This is a genomic window from Streptomyces sp. NPDC043685, from assembly GCF_056436585.1.
The window spans coordinates 137,066-157,765 of record NZ_JBWKCH010000006.1; the positions used below are offsets into that span (position 1 = coordinate 137,066).

The 20,700-nt window shown below is 71.6% G+C and carries 18 protein-coding genes; 13 read left to right on the forward strand and 5 right to left on the reverse strand.

Translation table 11 applies throughout. The annotated features are described in order from the left end of the window. Positions 1 to 10 precede the first annotated feature (10 nt). The gene (locus AC0665_RS20805; protein WP_478604445.1) at positions 11 to 979 is read left to right on the forward strand and encodes a hypothetical protein; all 969 of its coding nucleotides are present in this window, start codon (positions 11 to 13) and stop codon (positions 977 to 979) included. Between the two features lie 147 nt (positions 980 to 1,126). Here the strand turns inward: AC0665_RS20805 and AC0665_RS20810 are convergent, their stop codons facing one another. Then, positions 1,127 to 1,585: a DUF3093 domain-containing protein gene (locus AC0665_RS20810; protein WP_363121757.1), complete on the reverse strand. Its 459-nt coding sequence runs from the start codon at positions 1,583 to 1,585 to the stop codon at positions 1,127 to 1,129. 58 nt (positions 1,586 to 1,643) lie between these two features. On the opposite strand from AC0665_RS20810, the gene AC0665_RS20815 reads away from it, so the two are divergent. From AC0665_RS20815 to AC0665_RS20850, 8 genes are all read left to right on the forward strand, one after another. Next, positions 1,644 to 2,228 (forward strand): PaaI family thioesterase, encoded by a 585-nt coding sequence (locus tag AC0665_RS20815; protein WP_468402556.1) that lies wholly within the window; start codon positions 1,644 to 1,646, stop codon positions 2,226 to 2,228. Further along, positions 2,225 to 2,776, forward strand: a complete 552-nt coding sequence (gene dut / locus AC0665_RS20820) for a dUTP diphosphatase (protein WP_468402558.1) — start codon at positions 2,225 to 2,227, stop codon at positions 2,774 to 2,776. Before AC0665_RS20815 ends, dut begins: the two co-directional genes overlap by 4 nt. 1 nt (position 2,777) lies before the next feature. After that, positions 2,778 to 3,530 (forward strand): DUF3710 domain-containing protein, encoded by a 753-nt coding sequence (locus tag AC0665_RS20825; protein WP_107459963.1) that lies wholly within the window; start codon positions 2,778 to 2,780, stop codon positions 3,528 to 3,530. A gap of 157 nt (positions 3,531 to 3,687) precedes the next feature. After that, positions 3,688 to 4,872 (forward strand): alginate lyase family protein, encoded by a 1,185-nt coding sequence (locus tag AC0665_RS20830; protein ID WP_478604443.1) that lies wholly within the window; start codon positions 3,688 to 3,690, stop codon positions 4,870 to 4,872. Positions 4,873 to 5,005: 133 nt separating this feature from the next. Further along, positions 5,006 to 7,549, forward strand: coding sequence for a sensor histidine kinase (locus tag AC0665_RS20835; protein WP_478604440.1), 2,544 nt, complete (start codon positions 5,006 to 5,008; stop codon positions 7,547 to 7,549). Continuing rightward, positions 7,546 to 8,268: a response regulator gene (locus tag AC0665_RS20840; protein WP_478604437.1), complete on the forward strand. Its 723-nt coding sequence runs from the start codon at positions 7,546 to 7,548 to the stop codon at positions 8,266 to 8,268. The genes AC0665_RS20835 and AC0665_RS20840 overlap by 4 nt, the downstream gene beginning before the upstream one ends. Continuing rightward, the gene (locus tag AC0665_RS20845; RefSeq protein ID WP_363121764.1) at positions 8,265 to 8,663 is read left to right on the forward strand and encodes an OB-fold nucleic acid binding domain-containing protein; all 399 of its coding nucleotides are present in this window, start codon (positions 8,265 to 8,267) and stop codon (positions 8,661 to 8,663) included. Before AC0665_RS20840 ends, AC0665_RS20845 begins: the two co-directional genes overlap by 4 nt. A gap of 3 nt (positions 8,664 to 8,666) precedes the next feature. Then, positions 8,667 to 9,398: a DUF3159 domain-containing protein gene (locus AC0665_RS20850; RefSeq protein WP_468402566.1), complete on the forward strand. Its 732-nt coding sequence runs from the start codon at positions 8,667 to 8,669 to the stop codon at positions 9,396 to 9,398. 91 nt (positions 9,399 to 9,489) lie between these two features. Here AC0665_RS20850 and AC0665_RS20855 read toward each other — a convergent pair whose 3' ends face one another. Together AC0665_RS20855 and AC0665_RS20860 are read right to left on the reverse strand one after the other, a co-directional pair. After that, a complete protein-coding gene (locus AC0665_RS20855; protein WP_142158687.1) occupies positions 9,490 to 10,164 on the reverse strand; it encodes a potassium channel family protein in 675 nt (224 codons plus the stop codon). Continuing rightward, entirely contained in the window at positions 10,164 to 10,835 is a 672-nt protein-coding gene (locus AC0665_RS20860; protein ID WP_033308364.1) for a potassium channel family protein, read from the reverse strand. The genes AC0665_RS20855 and AC0665_RS20860 overlap by 1 nt, the downstream gene beginning before the upstream one ends. A 247-nt stretch (positions 10,836 to 11,082) precedes the next feature. Here AC0665_RS20860 and AC0665_RS20865 point away from each other — a divergent pair, with 247 nt between their 5' ends. The 3 genes from AC0665_RS20865 (at position 11,083) to AC0665_RS20875 (ending at position 15,779) form a co-directional block, all read left to right on the forward strand. Then, on the forward strand, positions 11,083 to 12,012 hold the full coding sequence (locus tag AC0665_RS20865; RefSeq protein WP_478705533.1) for an adenosine kinase: 930 nt from the start codon (positions 11,083 to 11,085) through the stop codon (positions 12,010 to 12,012). A 265-nt stretch (positions 12,013 to 12,277) separates the two neighbouring features. Next, positions 12,278 to 14,329: an APC family permease gene (locus AC0665_RS20870; RefSeq protein WP_468631386.1), complete on the forward strand. Its 2,052-nt coding sequence runs from the start codon at positions 12,278 to 12,280 to the stop codon at positions 14,327 to 14,329. 121 nt (positions 14,330 to 14,450) lie between these two features. After that, a complete protein-coding gene (locus AC0665_RS20875) occupies positions 14,451 to 15,779 on the forward strand; it encodes a class I SAM-dependent RNA methyltransferase (protein WP_468402574.1) in 1,329 nt (442 codons plus the stop codon). Between the two features lie 517 nt (positions 15,780 to 16,296). Here the strand turns inward: AC0665_RS20875 and AC0665_RS20880 are convergent. Next, positions 16,297 to 16,602, reverse strand: a complete 306-nt coding sequence (locus AC0665_RS20880; protein WP_478604431.1) for a hypothetical protein — start codon at positions 16,600 to 16,602, stop codon at positions 16,297 to 16,299. Positions 16,603 to 16,604: 2 nt separating this feature from the next. Between AC0665_RS20880 and AC0665_RS20885 the strand changes: the two genes are divergently transcribed. Continuing rightward, positions 16,605 to 17,711 carry a ricin-type beta-trefoil lectin domain protein gene (locus AC0665_RS20885; protein WP_478705534.1) on the forward strand — a complete coding sequence of 369 codons (1,107 nt, stop codon included), beginning with the start codon at positions 16,605 to 16,607 and terminating at the stop codon, positions 17,709 to 17,711. A gap of 136 nt (positions 17,712 to 17,847) precedes the next feature. Here AC0665_RS20885 and AC0665_RS20890 read toward each other — a convergent pair whose 3' ends face one another. Then, positions 17,848 to 20,676, reverse strand: coding sequence for a glycoside hydrolase family 2 TIM barrel-domain containing protein (locus tag AC0665_RS20890; protein WP_478705535.1), 2,829 nt, complete (start codon positions 20,674 to 20,676; stop codon positions 17,848 to 17,850). Positions 20,677 to 20,700 lie beyond the last annotated feature (24 nt).

The window sequence follows — 20,700 nt, forward strand, 5'->3', positions numbered from 1 at the left end:
CGGGTCGGCCGTGACTGGCTCGACCCCTCCCTGGAAGCGCCGCTTCTCCAAGCGGAGGGCGGACGAAGGGCCGACGGACGGCCCGCGGTACGGCACGCGTGACGACGAGCGGGGCTCAACCGGTACGGGGCCGGCCTCGCTCGAACCGGCGGCGGACCGGGGTGACCTCCCGGCGTCCGTGGAGGTCCCCGCACCCGTCGCGAGACGGCGGGCGGGGGCGATCCGGGAGCGGGCCAGGGAAGGCGCCCGCAAGGGCGGCGACCGGGCCCGGGCCGGGCTCGCCCACCTCGCCGACCGCATCATCGATCTGGCCCCGCGCGTCCCCGTGCGGGACCTGGCGACACTGCGCAGACAGTTCCCGGGCCTCGGGCCCGAGGAGCTCGCGGACAAGCTCGTGGCGGGCGCCGCGAAGGCGACGGCGACGGTCGGCGCGGGCATCGGCGCGGCCGCCATGCTCCCCGTGCCCCTGGCGATGCCGACCGAGCTGGCCGCCGAGGTCACCGGCGTCGCGGCGATCGAGCTGAAGATGATCGCCGAACTCCACGAGGTCTACGGCGTGCGGCCGCCCGGCAACCTCAAGCAGCGCAGCACCGCGTATCTCGACTCCTGGTCGGGGGAGCGCGGCATCGACGCGTCCAAGCCGACGACGTTCAGCACGGCCCTGAACAGCCGCATGAAACGCGAACTGCGCCAGCGGATCATGAAGCGGATGGTCCGCAACATGCCGAACCTGATGCCGTTCCTGGTGGGTGCCGCCGTCGGGGCGGTCATGAACCGCGGCGAGACGAGAAAGCTCGCCGAGCGGATCCGCCGTGACCTGCGCAAGATCCAGGTGCCCTGGGAGTCCCTGGAGGCCCTCCCCGCCCTGGAACGTCCTGCGGACGCCCTGGAGCTGGACAAGATCACCCACGATCCCGTGGGCCACCACGACGACCGCCCGGGCGACGGCGGTGACGGCAGGCACGACGACGGGCGCTGAGACCGTAAGCACAGCGACGCCGAGGCCGTGGGCATGGCGACGGGCGCTGAGGCCGTAAGACGGCAACGGGCACTTGGGCCGTAAGCACGACGACGGGCGCTGAGGCCGGCCGCGCGCGGCGGCCGGGTGAGGTCCCGCGCAGGTGTGCTAGGCCGCCTTCGCCGTCCTCAGCGCCTCCGCCAGGCGCTCCGGCTCGCGCGTGGACAGGTACAGGTACGGCGTCGGGTCCTGCGGGTCCGTGACCTCCACGCGCAGGGCCGTGGGGATGTACGCGCGCAGCAGCAGGAAGGCGCGCGGGTCGGCCTTGTAGGTGCGCCAGGCGCGGGCCTCCTCCGCGTCCAGCACCTGCGCCTCGCCCAGGGCCGCCACCGGGATCTTCGCCTCGCCCGCGATCAGGGAGTCGCCCACCACGCGGATGCGGACCGAGCCGTACGAGCTCGCGGCGACGGCCGCGACCGCGGTGCCTCCGGCCAGGCCGCCGAGCATCGGCAGCGTGCCGAACGGGAGCAGGACCAGGGCCATGGAGACGCCCACGAGGAACGAGATCAGCCACCAGGTCCGCGGGGCGGTGAGGCGTTCTTCGTAGGGGGCGGCGGAGAGCTGCATGAGGCCAAGCTTGACACGGTGTCCGGAAGGAGCCGACGCGCGGGTAAGGTCTCCGGCTGTGAGTGGTACTTCCCCAGCTCTTCGGCCTCCGATCGACGCCGTGCGACCGGTGCGGCATCCGGACGCGCCCGCGCCCGGTGAGCTCCTCGGCGCGCACTACGGCGCGTGTTTCGGCTGCGGCGGCGACCAGCCGCACGGGCTGCACCTGGAGGCCCGGGCCGGCGAGGGCGTGTCGCTGACCGCCGAGTTCACCGTCCAGCCCGCCCACCAAGGCGCCCCCGGCCTCGCCCACGGAGGCGTGCTCGCGTCCGCCCTGGACGAGACCCTCGGCTCGCTGAACTGGCTGCTGCGCACGATCGCGGTGACCGGGCGGCTGGAGACCGACTTCGTACAGCCCGTGCCCGTCGGCACCACGCTGTACCTGGAGGCGGAGGTGACGGCGGTCGCCGGGCGGAAGATCTACTCCACCGCGACCGGACGTGTCGGCGGCCCGGACGGGCCCGTCGCCGTGCGCGCGGACGCGCTCTTCATCGAGGTGAAGGTCGACCACTTCGTCGACCACGGCCGCCAGGAGGAGATCCAGGCGGCCATGAGCGACCCGGACCAGGTCCGGCGGGCCCGGGCCTTCGAGGTGAACCCGTGAGCCGGCCGCCGCTGGACGTGCTCATCCGGCGCGTGGATCCGGACGTACCCCTTCCGTCGTATGCGCAGCCCGGGGACGCGGGCGCCGATCTGCGCACCACCGAGGCGTGCGAACTGGCGCCCGGGGAGCGGGCCGTGCTGCCCACGGGGGTGTCTGTGGCGTTGCCGGAGGGGTACGCGGCCTTCGTGCACCCGCGATCCGGTCTGGCCGCTCGCTGCGGCGTCGCCCTGGTGAATGCCCCGGGGACGGTTGATGCCGGGTACCGTGGGGAGATCAAGGTGATCGTGGTGAATCTCGACCCGCGCGAGGCCGTGCGGTTCGAGCGCTTCGACCGGATTGCCCAACTGGTGGTTCAGCAGGTCGAGCGAGTCCGCTTCCGCGAGGTGGCGGAACTCCCCGGCTCCGCGCGGGCCGAAGGGGGCTTCGGGTCCACCGGAGGCCATGCCGCGGTGGACGGGACGAGCGGCACAAGCGGTCAGGCCGCCCTGGGCGGTCAGGCGGGTGGGAATCGATACGCTTCGGTCGTATCCGACCGGGAAGGACAGTGACGTGTTCGGACGTCGCAAGAAGAGGGATGCCGCCGAGGACGCGGCCGGCGAGGCCGAGCAGGTCGTCGACGGTGTCGACACCGATGCGGACGAAGAGCGCGAGCGCCTGAGGCTCGAGCCGGCGCCGCGCCCCGACGGGCCCTGGGACAGCTCCGAGGTCCGTGACCCGAGCGAAGGCCGGGTCGACCTGGGCGGTCTGTTCGTGCCGGGCGTCGACGGCATGGAGCTCAGGGTCGAGGTCGCGGGCGACGCGATCGTCGCTGCGACGGTCGTGCTGCGCGACAGCGCCATCCAGTTGCAGGGCTTCGCCGCTCCCAAGCGCGAGGGCATCTGGGGCGAGGTGCGCGAGGAGATCGGCACCGGCATCACCCAGCAGGGCGGCATCGTCGACGAGGTCGAGGGGCCGCTGGGCTGGGAGCTGCGCGCCCAGGTGCCCGTGCAGCTGCCGGACGGCACCGGCGGCTTCCAGGTCGTGCGGTTCGTCGGCGTGGACGGCCCCCGCTGGTTCCTGCGCGGGGTCATCTCCGGGCAGGGCGCGGTGCAGCCGCAGGCCGCCGGGCTGCTGGAGCAGATCTTCCGGGACACGGTCGTGGTGCGCGGCGAGGGCCCGATGGCGCCCCGCGACCCGATCGTCCTCAAGCTGCCGAACGACGCCCAGATGGTCCCCGAGGGCGTTCAGCAGGAGGAGGGCTCCCGTTTCGCGGGCGGAATGGGTCAGCTCCAGCGCGGACCGGAGATCACCGAGGTCCGCTGACCCCGCAGAGACACCAGGGCCGCACCCCACCGGGGTGCGGCCTTTCTCGTGCGCGGAACCTTGACGGCGCATTGGTCTGTACCTACCGTCTCCGTCCAACGCGTCTGTTCATAAAGGCGCTTCACGTTCATATATGAGAACGGAAGGCCCCCCACGCATGCGCAGAACCGCACTTCTCGCCGCCTCGGCCGCCCTCGTCGCCGGTGCTCTCGTCCGGCCCGCCGGTGCCGCTCCCCGGGCCCCCGGCGCCCCCGCCACCTTCGTCCACCCCGGAGTCACCGTTTCCCAAGGACAGTTGGACTTCGCCCGGTCCAAGGTCACCGCCGGTGCCCAGCCCTGGAAGGGGGCCTTCGACCGGATGATGGCGAGCAAATACGCCGACCTGAACCGCACGCCCAGGCCCCGAGCCGTCGTCGAGTGCGGTTCGTACTCCAACCCGAATCACGGCTGCACGGACGAGCGCGAGGACGCCATCGCCGCGTACACCCAGGCGCTCGCCTGGTACATCACCCGCGACGAACGGCACGCCCGCAAGGCGATCGAGCTGATGGACGCCTGGTCCGCCGTGATCAGGGACCACACCAACAGCAACGCGCCCCTGCAGACCGGCTGGGCCGGTTCCACCTGGCCCCGGGCCGCCGAGATCATCAAGTACACCTACACCGGCACCTGGGCGAACTCCGGCCGCTTCGCCACCATGCTCCGCACCGTCTACCTGCCCGAGATCATCAACGGCTCGAACTCCAACGGCAACTGGGAACTGTCGATGATGGAGGCCGCCGTCGGCATCTCCGTCTTCCTGGAGGACAAGGCCTCCTACGACAAGGCCATGGCGAAGTTCCGCACCCGGACGGCCGCCTACGTCTACCTGGAGTCCGACGGAGCGCTGCCGAAGACCGTCCCCACCCAGAACCTCGACACCCGCGACAAGATCGTCAGGTACTGGCAGGGGCAGTCGACCTTCGTCGACGGGCTCAGCCAGGAGACCTGCCGCGACTTCACCCACACCGGCTACGGCCTCTCCGCGATCTCGCACATCGCCGAGACCAGCCGCATCCAGGGCCAGGACCTCTACGGCACCGACGTGGGGGAGCGGCTGCGGCACGGGCTCGGCTTCCACGCCAAGTACGAGCTGGGCACCGCCGTGCCGGGCTGGCTGTGCGGCGGCTCGCTCAAGCCCGGCCTCGGGCCGATCACCGAGGTCGGCCACAACGCCCTGGCCAACCGTCTCGGGCACGCCATGACCAACACCGTGACGCTGACCCTGCGCGGCCGTCCCGCCGGGAGCAACAACCTCTTCGTCGCCTGGGAGACCCTCACCCACGGCGACAACCCGGCCTGAGCCGCCTCGCCCGGCCGGGCGCGTCAGGGTTTCGTCAAGGACGGGCCCGCTCACGCGCCCGGCACCGGCACGCCGCCCCGGCCGGCCGTAAGGTCGACGCTGCGCGGACAGCAGACCGGAAGACGATGAGGCCATGGCACGCGGCAGGCTACGTATCCACCTCGGGGCGGCACCGGGCGTCGGCAAGACCTGGGCGATGCTGTCCGAGGCGCACCGCCGCATCGAGCGGGGCACCGACTGCGTGGCCGCCCTCGTGGAACACCACGGCCGGCCCCGCACCGAGGCGCTGCTGCACGGTCTCGAACACGTGCCGCGCCGGGAGCCGGAGCACCTCGGCGGCGCCCGGACCGAGATGGACCTCGACGCCGTGCTCGCCCGCCGCCCCGAGGTCGCCCTGGTGGACGACCTGGCCCACACCAACGCCCCCGGCTCCCGCAACGCCAAGCGCTGGCAGGACGTGGAGGAACTGCTCGCGGCCGGCATCGACGTCGTCACGACCGTCGACATCGGGCACCTGGAGTCCCTCGGCGACGTCGTCGAGTCGATCACCGGCGTACGGCAGCCGGAGACCGTGCCGGACGAGGTGGTGCGGCGGGCCGACCAGATCGAGCTGGTCGACATGGAGCCCGAAGCCCTGCGGCGGCGCATCGCGCACGGCGACGTCCACCGGCCCGACGAGGTCGACGCGGCCCTGTCGCACCACTTCCGGCCCGACACCCTCACCGCGCTGCGCGAGCTGGCGCTGCTGTGGGTGGCCGACCGGGCCGGAGCCCACCTCACCCGGTACCGCGGCGAGCACCGGGCGCCGCGGACCCGGGGCGCCCGCGAGCGGATCGTGGTCGGCCTGACCGGCGGTCCCGAGGGCCGCACGCTCCTGCGCCGCGCCGCCCGGCTGGCCGGGAACGGCGCCGGCGGCCAGGTGCTCGCCGTGCACATAGCGCGCAGCGGCGGGCCGGCCTGCGCCCCGCCCGGCGAACTCGCCCACCTGCGAGCCCTCGCCGAGGACCTCGGCGGCACCTTCCACCACGTGGTCGGCGACGACGTACCGGCCGCGCTGCTCTCCTTCGCCCGCGGGGTCGACGCCACCCAGATCGTGCTCGGCTCCCCGCGCCGCACGGCCTGGCGGCACGTCGTCGCACCCGGCGTCGGCGCCACCGTCACGCGGGATTCCGGACCCGGCCTGGACGTGCACCTCGTCACCCACGGCGAGGCCGCCGAGGGTCGCGGCCTGCCGGTGGCCCGGGGTGCGCGCCTCGGCCGCTCCCGGCGGGTGTGGGGGTGGATCGCCGCCACCGCCGGCCCGCCCGCCCTCACGGCGCTGCTGAGCACCGTCGACCTCGGCCTCACCAACGACATCCTGCTGTTCCTGGCGCTGACGGTGGCGGCGGCCCTGCTCGGCGGGCTGCTGCCCGCGCTGGCCTCGGCGGCGGTCGGGTCGCTGCTGCTGAACTACTTCTCCTCACCGCCCCTGCACCGGTGGACCATCGCCGACCCGAGGAACGCCGTCGCCCTCGTGATCTTCGTGGCGGTCGGCGCGGCGGTGGCCTGCGTGGTCGACCTCGCCGCCCGCCGCACCCACCAGGCGGCCCGGCTGCGGGCCGAGTCGGAGATCCTGTCGTTCCTCGCGGGCACCGTGCTGCGCGGCGAGACCGGCCTGGAGGAACTGCTGGAGAGGGTCCGGGAGACCTTCGGCATGGAGTCGGCCGTCCTGCTGGAGCGGGCGGGCGACGGCGCGCCGTGGACCTGCGCGGGCCGGGCCGGTCAGGGGCCTTTCGTCGAGCGGCCCGGCCAGGCGGACGTGGACGTGCCGGTCGGGGACCACCTGGCCCTCGCGCTGACCGGCCGCGTCCTGCCCGCCGAGGACCGCCGGGTGCTGGCCGCCTTCGCCGCCCAGGCCGCCGTCGTCCTGGACCGCCGCCGGCTCACGGAGGAGGCCGACCGGGCCCGCGCGCTCGCCGAGGGCAACCGCATCCGCACGGCCCTGCTCGCCGCCGTCAGCCACGACCTGCGCACGCCCCTGGCCGGGATCAAGGCGGCGGTGTCCTCCCTGCGCTCCGAGGACGTGGAGTGGTCCGAGGAGGACCGGGCCGAGCTGCTGGAAGGCATCGAGGAGGGCTCCGACCGCCTCGACCACCTCGTCGGCAACCTCCTGGACATGTCCCGCCTCCAGACCGGCACCGTCACGCCGCTGATCCGTGAGATCGACCTCGACGAGGTGGTGCCCATGGCGCTCGTAGGCGTCCCCGACGGCAGCGCCGCCCTGGACGTGCCCGAGACCCTGCCCATGGTCGCCGTCGACCCCGGGCTGCTGGAGCGGGCGATGGCCAACCTCGTCGAGAACGCCGTGAAGCACGGTCCGCCCGGCGTCCCCGTGCTGGTCGCCGCCAGCGCGCTCGCCGGCCGGGTCGAGGTACGCATCGTCGACCGGGGCCCGGGTGTCCCGGACGAGGCGAAGGACCGCGTCTTCGAGCCGTTCCAGCGCTACGGCGACGCCCCGCGCGGTGCGGGCGTGGGTCTGGGGCTCGCGGTGGCGCGCGGCTTCGCCGAGGCCATGGGCGGCACCCTGAACGCCGAGGACACCCCCGGCGGCGGGCTCACCATGGTCCTCACGCTGCGCGCGGCGGGAGCGCGCCCGGAGCCCCACCCCACGGCGGAAGCGGAAAGGCAGGCCTCATGACCCGCGTCCTGGTGGTCGACGACGAGCCGCAGATCGTGCGCGCCCTCGTGATCAACCTCAAGGCACGCTCCTACGAGGTCGACACGGCGCACGACGGCGCCACCGCCCTCAGGCTCGCCGCCGACCGTCACCCCGACGTGGTCGTCCTCGACCTCGGGCTGCCCGACATGGACGGCGTCGAGGTGATCCGGCGCCTGCGCGGCCGGATGCGGACGCCGGTCCTGGTGCTGTCCGCCCGGCACTCCTCCGACGAGAAGGTCCAGGCGCTCGACGCGGGCGCAGACGACTACGTGACCAAGCCGTTCGGCATGGACGAGCTGCTGGCCCGGCTGCGGGCCGCCGTGCGCCGCGCCGAGCCCGCCGGAGACGGGGACGTGATCGTCGACACCGGCGAGTTCACCGTCGACCTGGGCGCGAAGAAGGTCACCCGCGCGGGCAAGGACGTACGGCTGACGCCCACCGAGTGGCATCTGCTGGAGGTTCTCGTGCGCAACAGCGGCCGCCTGGTCGGGCAGAAGCAGCTGCTTCAGGAGGTGTGGGGGCCGGCGTACGGGACGGAGACGAACTATCTCCGCGTGTACATGGCCCAGTTGCGGCGCAAGCTGGAGGCGGACCCCTCGCACCCGAAGCACTTCATCACCGAGCCGGGCAGGGGCTACCGCTTCGAGCAACAGGCTCTTCGCCCTTCGTCCCCGAGCCCCGGTACGCTTCAGACATGAGTGCTGTTCCTCGTTCCGAGAAGCCGGCGGGCCGGTTCCGGCGCATGCTCGACCGGCTCTCCTCGTCGCAGGAGGACCTGGAGTCCGAGGAGCTGCGCGAGGACACCGAGACGGCCGGCTGTACCCGGATCGGAGACTGTCAGGACCGCCAGATCGTGACGGTTACTGGTACCTTGCGCACGGTCACCCTTCGGCCGCGCGCCGGAGTCCCGGCCCTGGAGGCCGAGCTGTTCGACGGCTCCGCCGCGCTGGACGTGGTGTGGCTCGGCAGGCGCTCCATCGTGGGGATAGAGCCGGGGCGCAAGCTGATCGCATCGGGCCGGGTCTCGATGAGCCGGGGCCGCCGGGTGCTGTTCAATCCCAAGTACGAACTGAGACCCCTCGGACGGGAGTAGCCGGTGACGTCGCTCGACAAGCCGACCGAAGAGACATCTGCGGACGACGCCCGGGCGGTGACCGAGGCCGCCCTGTTCGAGGCGTTCGGCGGCGTGCGGGGCATGGTGGAGACGGTGCTTCCCGGTCTCCTCTTCGTCACCATCTACACGATCAACAAGGACCTGCACCTGTCGGCGATCGCGGCGCTGGCCGTGTCGCTGGTGCTGGTGGTGGTCCGGCTGGTGACGAAGGACACCGTCAAGCACGCCTTCAGCGGCGTCTTCGGCGTGGCCTTCGGTGTCGTCTTCGCGATGATGACCGGCAACGCCAAGGACTTCTACCTGCCCGGCATGCTCTACACGCTGGGTCTCGGCCTGGCCTACATCATCACCACCCTGTGCGGGGTGCCGCTGATCGGCCTCATCCTCGGCCCGGTCTTCAAGGAGAACCTCTCCTGGCGCACCCGCAACCCCGGCCGCAAGAAGGCCTACGCCAAGGCCAGCTACGCCTGGGGCGCGATCCTGCTCGCCAAGTGCGCGATCCTCTTCCCGCTGTACTGGTGGGCCGACACCACCCAGCTGGGCTGGGTCCTGGTCGCCCTGAAGATCCCGCCGTTCCTGCTCGCCGTGTACCTGACGTGGGTGTTCCTGGCCAAGGCGCCCGCGCCGATCGACGTGTTCGCGGAGATGGAGGCGGAGGAGAAGGCCGCCGAGGAGCGCGAGCGGCAGGCCGCCGCCCGGTCCGCCGAGCAGTGATTCTCCGAAGCTGACGAAGGGGCGTCCCGAGCATTCGGGACGCCCCTTCCGTCTGTTGCGTCTGTTGCCCCCGTGTCCGGCGGGGACGCGCTCAGCTCGCCGCGTTCCGCCGCACCGACAGCAGGTCCTCCAGCTGCTCCTCACGGGCCTGCGCGGCCACGAAGAGGAGTTCGTCGCCGGCCTCCAGGGAGTCCTCCCGGGAGGGCGTCAGCACACGGTTGCCGCGGATGATCGTCACCAGGGACGTGTCCTGCGGCCACTCGACGTCACCGACCTGCGTGCCGGCCAGGGCCGACTCCTCGGGCAGGGTCAGCTCGACCAGGTTGGCGTCGCCGTGGCTGAAGCGGAGCAGACGGACCAGGTCGCCGACGCTCACCGCCTCCTCGACCAGGGCCGACATCAGCCGCGGGGTGGAGACGGCGACGTCCACGCCCCAGGACTCGTTGAACAGCCACTCGTTCTTGGGGTTGTTCACCCGGGCGACGACGCGCGGGACGCCGTACTCCGTCTTGGCGAGGAGCGAGACCACCAGGTTCACCTTGTCGTCGCCGGTCGCGGCGATCACGACGTTGCAGCGCTGGAGCGCCGCCTCGTCCAGGGACGTGATCTCGCAGGCGTCGGCGAGCAGCCACTCGGCCTGCGGGACGCGTTCGACCGAGATGGCGGTCGGCGCCTTGTCGATCAGCAGGACCTCGTGGCCGTTCTCCAGCAGTTCGCCCGCGATCGAGCGGCCGACGGCGCCGGCTCCGGCAATGGCGACCCTCATCAGTGACCGCCCTCCTCTTCGGGACCCTTGGCGAACGCCGCCTCGACCTTGTCGACCTCGTCGGTGCGCATCATCACGTGGACCAGATCGCCCTCCTGCAGCACCGTCTGCGAGGTGGGCAGGACCGCCTCGCCGAGCCGGGTCAAAAACGCCACGCGCACGCCGGTCTCCTCCTGGATCCGGCTGATCTTGTGGCCGACCCAGGCGGTGGAGGTGTGCACCTCGGCCAGCTGGACACCGCCGGTGGGGTCGCGCCACAGCGGCTCGGCACCGGAGGGCAGCAGCCGGCGCAGCATCTGGTCGGCCGTCCAGCGGACGGTCGCCACGGTCGGGATGCCCAGGCGCTGGTAGACCTCCGCGCGGCGGGGGTCGTAGATGCGGGCGGCGACGTTCTCGATGCCGAACATCTCGCGGGCCACGCGGGCGGCGATGATGTTGGAGTTGTCACCGCTGGAGACGGCGGCGAAGGCACCTGCCTCCTCGATGCCCGCCTCACGCAGGGTGTCCTGGTCGAAGCCGACGCCCGTGACGCGGCGCCCGCCGAACCCCGAGCCCAGCCGGCGGAAGGCGGTGGGGTCCTGGTCGACCACGGCGACCGTGTGCCCCTGTTGCTCCAGGTTCTGGGCCAGTGCGGAACCCACCCTTCCGCAACCCATGATCACGATGTGCATGGCCTCACACCACGCTCCCCGCAGACCGGCCGGCCTGCGTCAGTGTTCTGCTCATGTCTCTCTCTCGGGTCGCCGGGCAGCACTTCGCGGCCTTCTGTGCGGACCGCCAGGACCATCATGCCGGTGGAACCACGCCATGATGCCCTCCGGGGGCGGTGCCGCGTTCGACCGCCGGCTCCAACGTATCCGCAAAGCCGACAAGGGCGCCGAGGGTCCCGACGGACCCCGGCCGGGGGAGGAACCCGCCATGAACCACGAGATCGACGTCCTCGTGCTGGGCGGCGCGGGCGTGGACACCGTCGTCCACGTGCCCGAGCTGCCCGTGCCGTTCGCGGACAGCCACATGATCCGGCCCGGGATCGTGACACGGGCGGGCCAGAGCGGCGACTTCGTCGCCCTCGGCACGAGCGCGCTGGGCCTGCGCACCCACCACCTCGACCTGCTCGGCGACGACCCCGAGGGCGACCTCGTCCGCGCACTGCACCGGGAGCACGGCATCGGGCTCACCGCCGTCCCGCAGCCCCTGGGCACCAAACGCGCGGTCAACCTCGTCGGCCCCGACGGCAGACGGTGCTCCCTCTACGACGCCACCCGGGCCGCCGACACGGACCGTCTGCCCGAGGCCACCGTGCGCGCGCTCGCGGCCGTCAGCGGGCACGCCCACGTCGTCATCACCCAGCCGTGCGCCCAGGCGCTGCCCGTACTGCGCGAGGCGGGCCCGACGATCTCCACCGACCTGCACGACTGGGACGGCTCCAACCCCTACCACGAGCCCTTCGCCCACCAGGCCGACCTGGTCTTCCTGTCCTGCGCGGCCCTCACCGACCCGGAGCGGACCATGCGGCGGATCACCGAGCGCGGCCGGGCCCGGATCGTCGTCGCCACCGCCGGGGCGGACGGCGCGTACCTGCTGGCCGACGGGGAGCTCACCCACGTACCCGCCGCCGTGCCACCGGCCCCGGTCGTCGACTCCAACGGCGCGGGTGACGCCTTCGCCGCCGGGTTCCTCCACGCCTGGCTGAACGGCGCCTCACCCCTGCGCAGCGCCCGGTACGGCACGGTGGCCGGCGCCCACGCCTGCACGATCCCCTCGACCCGGACCGCCGCCATCGGGCCGGAGGAACTGCGCGCGGGCGTGGCTAGCGCGCCCCCGGTGACACGTCCTTGCGGCGGCTGATGCTGCGGACACTCGCGACGGTCAGGATTCCGAGGGCGACAAGGGTGGCCGCGGCGCCGATCAACTGGGCGGGCGTGTGCATGGGACCTCCAGGGGCGGCAACGGCCGGAAGACGGACGGGGCTTAGTCATATAGGCATGCCAAGCGGATGACCTGCGGAATCCGCAGCGGTACGGGCCCGGGAATTCACCCGGAGAGCAGACGGGACGCCGATGGGGGGTGGCGGGTGGGCACCCCCGCAATCGAACGCCTACGATCCTCTGTTGTGTCCAAACTGACCGACGTGCCCAAACGGATCCTGATCGGGCGCGCACTGCGCAGTGACCGGCTGGGCGAAACGCTCCTGCCGAAGCGCATCGCACTCCCCGTCTTCGCCTCCGACCCGCTGTCCTCCGTGGCGTACGCGCCCGGCGAGGTGCTGCTGGTCCTGTCGATCGCGGGCGTGACGGCCTACCACTTCAGCCCGTGGATCGCCGTCGCGGTCGTCGTGCTGATGTTCACCGTGGTGGCCTCGTACCGGCAGAACGTGCACGCCTACCCCAGCGGCGGCGGCGACTACGAGGTGGCGACCACCAACCTCGGTCCCAAGGCCGGCCTGACGGTCGCGAGCGCGCTGCTCGTCGACTACGTCCTCACCGTCGCCGTGTCGATCTCCTCCGGCATCGAGAACCTCGGCTCCGCGATCCCCTTCGTGGTCGAGCACAAGGTGCTCTGCGCGATCGGCGTGATCGTGCTGCTGACCCTGATGAACCTGCGGGGTGTGAAGGAGTCGGGCTCGCTGTTCGCCATCCCGACGTACGTCTTCGTCGCGGGCGTCTTCACGATGATCGCCTGGGGTGCCTTCCGCGGACTGGTCCTGGGCGACAGCATGCGGGCACCGACGGCGGACTACGTCATCAAGCCCGAGCACCAGGGCCTGGCCGGCTTCGCTCTGGTTTTCCTGCTGCTGCGCGCCTTCTCTTCCGGCTGCGCCGCGCTCACCGGTGTCGAGGCGATCTCCAACGGTGTCCCGGCCTTCCGCAAGCCCAAGTCCAAGAACGCCGCGACCACCCTGGCCATGATGGGCCTGCTGGCCGTCACCATGTTCTGCGGCATCATCGCCCTGGCCGCCGCGACCGACGTCCGCATGGCGGAGAACCCGGCCAGGGACCTGTTCCACAACGGTGTGCCGCTCGGCGGGGACTACGTCCAGAACCCGGTCATCTCGCAGGTCGCCGAGGCCGTCTTCGGCAAGGGCAGCGTCCTGTTCATCATCCTGGCCGCCGCCACCGCGCTGGTGCTGTTCCTCGCCGCCAACACCGCCTACAACGGCTTCCCGCTGCTCGGCTCGATCCTCGCCCAGGACCGCTACCTGCCGCGCCAGCTGCACACCCGCGGCGACCGGCTGGCCTTCTCCAACGGGATCGTGCTCCTCGCCGGAGCCGCCGGACTGCTGGTGGGCATCTACGGCGCCGACTCCACGCGCCTGATCCAGCTGTACATCGTCGGCGTGTTCGTGTCCTTCACGCTCAGCCAGACCGGCATGGTCCGGCACTGGAACCGCCACCTGGCCGCGGAGAAGGACCAGGCCAAGCGCCGCCACATGGTCCGCTCCCGCGCCATCAACGCCTTCGGCGCGTTCTTCACCGGCCTCGTCCTGGTCGTCGTGCTGCTCACCAAGTTCACGCACGGCGCCTGGGTCGCCCTGCTCGGCATGGTGATCTTCTACGCGACGATGACGGCCATCCGTAAGCACTACGACCGGGTCGCCGCCGAGATCGCCGCCCCCGAGGGCCCCAGCGACGACCTCGTACGGCCTTCCCGCGTCCACTCGGTCGTGCTGATCTCCAAGATCCACCGCCCCACGCTGCGCGCGCTGGCCTACGCCAAGCTGATGCGCTCCGACACGCTGGAGGCCCTGAGCGTCAACGTCGACCCGGCGGAGACCAAGGCCCTGCGCGAGGAGTGGGAGCGGCGCGGCATCGACGTCCCGCTGAAGGTCCTGGACTCGCCCTACCGCGAGATCACGCGGCCGATCATCGAGTACGTCAAGAGCCTGCGCAAGGAGTCGCCGCGCGACGCGGTGTCCGTGATCATCCCCGAGTACGTCGTCGGTCACTGGTACGAGCACCTGCTGCACAACCAGAGCGCCCTGCGGCTGAAGGGCCGGCTGCTGTTCACGCCGGGCATCATGGTCACCTCCGTGCCGTACCAGTTGCAGTCCTCCGAGGCGGCCAAGCGGCGGGCCCGCAGGCAGCAGGACTGGAACGCGCCCGGGTCGGTGCGGCGCGGTCCCGCGCAGGTGCGGTCGAAGGAGTCCTCCGAGCCCAAGTCCTGAGGATTGCCGACGCGACGGCTCGTGTGAAACGGCCGGGCGACAGCCACGTAGACTGGTGGGCTGTTGTCAGGCCGTTTTTCGTTCGGCCCTTTCCCCTCACGTGTTTTGGAGTCACCCCGCCATGCAGGCAGAACCGAGGAAGTCGCTGGTGGGGGAGGAGTACGAGGTCGAGGTCGGCCCCGTCGCCCACGGCGGTCACTGCATCGCCCGCACGTCCGAGGGGCAGGTGCTGTTCGTCCGGCACGCCCTGCCCGGTGAGCGGGTCGTGGCCCGGGTGACCGAGGGCGAGCAGGGCGCGCGGTTCCTGCGCGCGGACGCCGTGACGGTGCTCGACGCCTCCAAGGACCGGATCGACGAGCCCTGCCCGTTCGCCGGCCCCGGCCGCTGCGGCGGCTGCGACTGGCAGCACGCCAAGCCCGGCGCGCAGCGGCGCCTGAAGGCCGACGTCATCGCCGAACAGCTCCAGCACCTGGCCGGGCTCACCCCGGAGGAAGCCGGCTGGGACGGCACGGTGCTGCCCGCCGAGGGCGACAAGGTCCCCGCGGGCCAGGTCCCCGCGTGGCGCACCCGCGTCCAGTACGCCGTCACCGCCGACGGCCGGGCGGGTCTGCGCCGGCACCGCTCGCACGAGGTGGAGCCGATCGACCACTGCATGATCGCGGCGGAGGGCGTCAGCGAGCTGGGCATCGAGAAGCGGGTCTGGACGGGCATGGACTCCGTCGAGGCGATCGCGGCGACGGGCTCCCAGGACCGCCAGGTGATCCTCACCCCGAAGCCGGGCGCGCGCCTGCCGCTGGTCGAACTCGACCGCCCCGTCTCCGTCCTGCGTGTGGACGAGCGCTCCGGCGGCGTCCACCGCGTCCACGGCCGCCCCTTCGTCCGCGAACGCGCCGACGGCCGCACGCACCGGGTCGGAGGCGGCGGCTTCTGGCAGGTCCACCCGAAGGCGGCGGACACGCTGGTCACGGCCGTGATGCAGGGCCTGCTCCCGCGCAAGGGCGACATGGCCCTCGACCTGTACTGCGGGGTCGGCCTCTTCGCCGGCGCCCTCGCGGACCGCGTCGGCGACCAGGGAGCGGTCCTCGGCATCGAGTCGGGCAAGCGGGCGGTGGAGGACGCGCGGCACAACCTCGCGGACTTCGAGCGGGTGCGGATCGAGCAGGGCAAGGTCGAGAGCGTGCTGCCGCGCACGGGCATCTCGGAGGTCGACCTGATCGTGCTGGACCCGCCGCGGGCGGGAGCGGGCCGCAAGACGGTCCAGCACCTGGCCTCGCTGGGCGCGCGGCGGATCGCGTACGTGGCGTGTGATCCGGCGGCGTTGGCGCGGGACTTGGGGTACTTCCGGGACGGGGGGTACCGGGTGCGGACGCTGCGGGCGTTCGATCTGTTTCCGATGACGCATCATGTGGAGTGCGTGGCGATTCTGGAGCCTGCCGCAAAGGGCGTCTGACCTGCTGTTTCTTGCGAATCGGCCAGTACGGCCGGGCGTGCTCGACCTGTTTTCCCGGAGTGCACGAGGTGAAGCGCGTCGTCTGCTGACGCCGTCTGACCTGGCGTTCAGGGAACGTGCCGGGATGGCGGTGCGATCTCCGCGCCTGTCGGCGTGAAGGGAGGCTGACCGCCTCGACGCTCAGTTGGCGCTCGTCCTGATGGACCGTCACTGATCGGGCCGTTGGTGCTGCCGCTCGGCCTTCACTCCCCCTTTGCCGAAGACCACGCCGTGGCCTCGCGTGAACGGTTCACGCAAGGCCCGGGTGAAGCGGCCCGCCAATCGCTCATTCGAAGCGCTTCGATGCCTCCCGAGGCAGCAGTAGTGCGTCATGCGATCGACGCCCACATACAGCAGACGTGGGCGTCGAAGGAATCTTTGAAGCGACCCTTGTGTGCCCATGGGTGTTCACTTAATCTCACAGCAGCGTCGAAGCGCTTCGATTGCGTATGGCTCGACAGTGATGGGATGTCCGCTCTCAGCTCAGGGTTGACGCAATGACGCCGAACGTCGCCTCCATGTCCTTGGGCCCGGCCTGGGTGAAGCCCGAACCTCGCCCAGGAGCACGGGAGTTCGGCTGGCAGGACAGGCTCCCGGGGCCGATGCGGGCAGGCGGCTTCGGCAGGTCCTCCCGTCTCACCTCCATCGCCCCGCCCTGGACGGGCCGGCCGCACGGTTCGCAGAGCCGGGTGCCGAGCCGGGCGTCGTCACGCATCACCCCCTGGCACGGCCGGACGGCGATCAGCCTGGCTGGTTCAGCAATCACGCCCAGAACAGAGGACATGCATGAAAAAGTCTTGGATTCTCCCCGTGATCACGCTTGTCGCAGCCGCGCTCGGGGTGACGGCGACAGGTGTGAACCCGGCCTCCGCCGCCCCCAACACGCCTTTGCGGGTCATGCCGTTGGGCGACTCGATCACCTGGGGTGCGGGAAGCAGCACGGGTAACGGCTACCGGGGTCCGTTGTGGAACGAGCTCGCAGCGGACGGCCATCCGCTGGACTTCGTCGGCACGGTGCAGAACGGCTCGATGTCAGACCCCGACAACGAAGGCCACCCCGGGTACCACATCAACGAGATCGCCGCACTCGCCGACGCCTCGCTGACCCGCTACCGGCCCAACGTCGTGACGCTGCACATCGGCACCAACGACCTCATAGGGGCGTCCGGGGCCAACGCCGCCATCACCGAGCTGAAGTCGCTGGTCAACCAGATCACCGCCGACGTTCCCGACGCGACCGTCCTCGTCGCCTCCCTGGTCGTGTCCACCAACAACTCGGAGGAGCAGTGGCGGGGCACCTACAACCAGGCCATCCCGCAGATCGTGAGGGACGCGCAGGCCGCGGGCAAACGCGTCGCGTTCGTCGACATGAGCAGTCTGACCACGGCCGACCTGGCCGACCCCCTGCATCCCAACGACTCGGGCTACCAGAAGATGGCCGACGCCTTCCACCGTGGCGTCCAGGCCGCGGACAGCGCCGGGTGGCTGAAAAACCCCGCTCCCGCGCCCGCCCGTGTGCAGTCCGGCATCGCCGGCAAATGCATGGACGTCAACGGTGCCGGCACCGCCGACGGGACCGCCGTCCAGACGTGGGCCTGCGGCAACGCTGCCAACCAGTACTGGTCCGCCTACACCGACGGCACCCTGCGCTCCCTGGGCAAGTGCCTCGACGCCGCCGGCGGGGCCACCGCCAACGGCACCAAGGTGCAGCTCTGGGCCTGCCACGGTGGTGCCAACCAGGTGTGGCAGCCCTACAACGGCGGCTACCGCAACCCCGCCTCCGGCCGCTGCCTCGATGTTCCGGGCTCGTCCACGGCCGACGGCACACAGCTGGTGCTGTGGGACTGCAACGGCGGCTCCAACCAGAAGTGGACCACTCTGACCACCGGATGAACCCCGAGCCCGGGATCCGAGCCCGCTCCGGGCTCGGATCCCGGGAACCCCGGGCACGTGAGGTCGAGCACCTGTGTGCAGCGCCGGTCGGCGGGGGCCGGCTGCATGGTGCGGTGTCGGCGGGTGGGTGGACGCGCTACCGGGAGAACGAGAAGTACAGGCTTCGGCCGTAGTCGCCCGTCGCCGTCGTGGGGGCGCCGCTGGGGCCGAGCGCGGCCGGCGCGTCGAACTTGGTGCCGATGGCCGGGATGGCGTCGAGGAAGGACAGGTCTCCCTTCGGGAAGGGCGGCGCGGTGTGGCGGGGGTCGGGTCCGAACCGGGGCGTGAAGAGGCGCAGGTAGAGGTCCTCGTCCTCGGAGACCACGGTGAGACGTCCGGCGGTGGTGTGCAGGGACGCCCAGCGGACGTCCGCGTGGTAGCCCTTGAACTCCGGGTACACCCAGCCGTCGGCGCCGGTCGCGGTGTCGTTGTACTGCTTCGTCCAGACGTCCGTCGCGACGCCGCGCAGCCGGTTCTTCCACACCCTGTGCGGTCCGTGGCCGAGCCATGTCACGCCGGTCACCTGCGCTTCGGGATGGTCGAAGCCGACGCCGAAGAGGTCGTGCTCGCCGGTGAGGTGGTAGCGGTAGTCCAACCGCAGCCAGCCGCTGGGGTGCAGACGCCACCGGACGTGGCGCAGGACGCCGGAGTACTCGGCCTCCACCGTGTAGGCGTCGCCGTCGGGCCCGTGTGTCAGGCGGGTGAGGTCGGCCGTTCCGGTGGTGGGCAGCGGGCCGCGGGACAGCGCGAAGTCCCTCCCCCGGTGGGTGACGCCGGCCAGCATGCCCGTCGTGGCGTCGAGCGTGACGGTGGTGTGGCGGGAGGCGAGGGTGAGCCTGTCGTCCGCGAGCCGGCCGCGTACGACCGGTCCCGGGCCCGTCCGTACCAGTCGTCGGGCCTGGTCCGCGGCGGATGTGATGGCCCAGGTCCAGCTGCGGATCTCACGGCCGTCGGCATCGGTGACGGTGAGAGCCACGGCGTCGGCGCGTCGCCAGCCGTACGGCAGGGGCAGGCGCAGCACTCCTCGCGCGCCGGGCTCGATGTCGGGAGCGGAGGCGGTGCCCTGGGCGCGCACCGTGTGGCCGTCCCGCCGCTGCGACGGGGTGCGGAAGTCCAGGAGCCGCCAAGTGAACCGACAGATACGGGTATTGGTGAAGGCGTAGTGGTTGGTGAGGCCGATCCGCCCGTCGAAGTCGTCCGGCAGGCCGGAGGCGAACCGCTCCGGCTCGGCGAGCTGTACGGGAGACCAGATGTCCTTGATCGTGTAGAAGCTGGCCTCCTTCTCGCGGAAGGGGCCGAGGATGCCGTCGGGTGCGGCGTTGCCCGCCACGTCGATGGCGCCGCCGAGGTCGTCCCGCACGATGCCCTCGTCGATCAGTGACCACAGGAAGCCGCCAGCGGAGAGCCGTTCACGGCCCATCAGCCGCCAGTAGTCGTCGAGGCCGGCGCCGGCGCCGCCGTCGTACAGGCCGTGGAGGAACTCGGTGGGCATGAAGACGTCGCCGCGTTCCTGGAGGATGCGGCGCGTGCTGTCGTAGGTCTCGTAGTGGTCGGTGTTGATACCGCCGAAGTTCGCCCAGGGGTGGAGAACGGTGCGCCGCTGGGGGTCGTGGCGGGCGTAGTCGTCGTCGAGGGCGGTGTTCCAGCCGCCCTCGTTGCCGTTGCACCAGAACAGGATCGACGGGTGGTTGACGTCACGGGTGACCATCTCGGCGACGAGGGGCCTGCCCGCCGTTTCGTCGTAGGACTTCTGCCAGCCGGCCAGTTCGTCGAGCACGTACAGCCCGAGTTCGTCGGCGAGGTCGAGGAAGTGCGGGTCCGGCGGGTAGTGGGACATCCGGACCGCGTTCATGTTCATCTCCCTCATCAGGAGGATGTCCTTGCGGCTGATGCGCGCGCTGGTCGCCCGGCCGGACGTGGGCCAGATGGTGTGCCGGTTGGCTCCCTTGAGGAGGATCCTGACGCCGTTGACGTACACGCCGTCGCCGGGGCGGACCTCGACGGTGCGGAAGCCGAATCTCTCGTCGACGCGGTGGACGGTGCGGCGGTCGCCGGTGCGGAGCGCTACCTCGACGCGGTAGAGGTGCGGGGTCTCCGCCGTCCACTGCCGGGGCGAGCCGACAGTGGTCCTGAGGGTCACCGCCGTGGCGCCGGGAGCGACGGCCGCGGTGAACGGGGTGCCGACCGGGCGCCCGGAGAGGTCGGTGACCCGGGCGACGAGACGGTCGGCGGGACCGGTACCCGACAGATGGGCGTCGATCCGCAGCGTGCCGTCGGCGCGGGCGTCGACCGCGACGCGTTCGATGTGCTGGAGCGGGAACGCCTCGAGATGGACGGGGCGGTAGATGCCACCGAAGTTCCAGTAGTCCCCGAGGCGTTCGGCCCGGTTGACGGAGTCATCGGTGGACTCCTTGCTGACGGTCACCTCCAGGAGGTTGTCCTGCCCCGGACGCAGCTTTCCGGTCACCTCGTGCCGGAACCGGTAGAAGCCGCCGCGGTGGACGGGCCCGGCCGGCTCGCCGTTGATCCACGCCTCGGTGTCGGTCATCGACCCCTCGAAGACGAGGAAGACGCGCCTGTCACGCCAGTGGGCGGGCGGGGTGAAGGTGTGCCGGTAGCGGCCCTTCTCCTCCGGGCGCAGATTCCAGCCGTAGTTGTACGTGCCGTATCCGTGGAATTCCCAGTTGGACGGCACCGGGATGCTGCCCCAACTGCCGCTGCGCCGCCCGCTGGTGCACAGGAAGTCCCAGTCGGCCGGGTGGTCGGCGTCTTCGCCGGACAGGTACAGGCGCTCGGTGCGCGTGGAAGCGTCCGTTCCGTCGGCCGTCCCGGCCTCGGCGGCCCCGGCCGAGCCGGTGGGGAGGCCTCCGGCGAGGGCCGCGCCGGCTGCGCCCAGGATCAGAACGCCACGGCGTGAAAATTGCATGACATCTCCAGCCTTCAGAAAGAC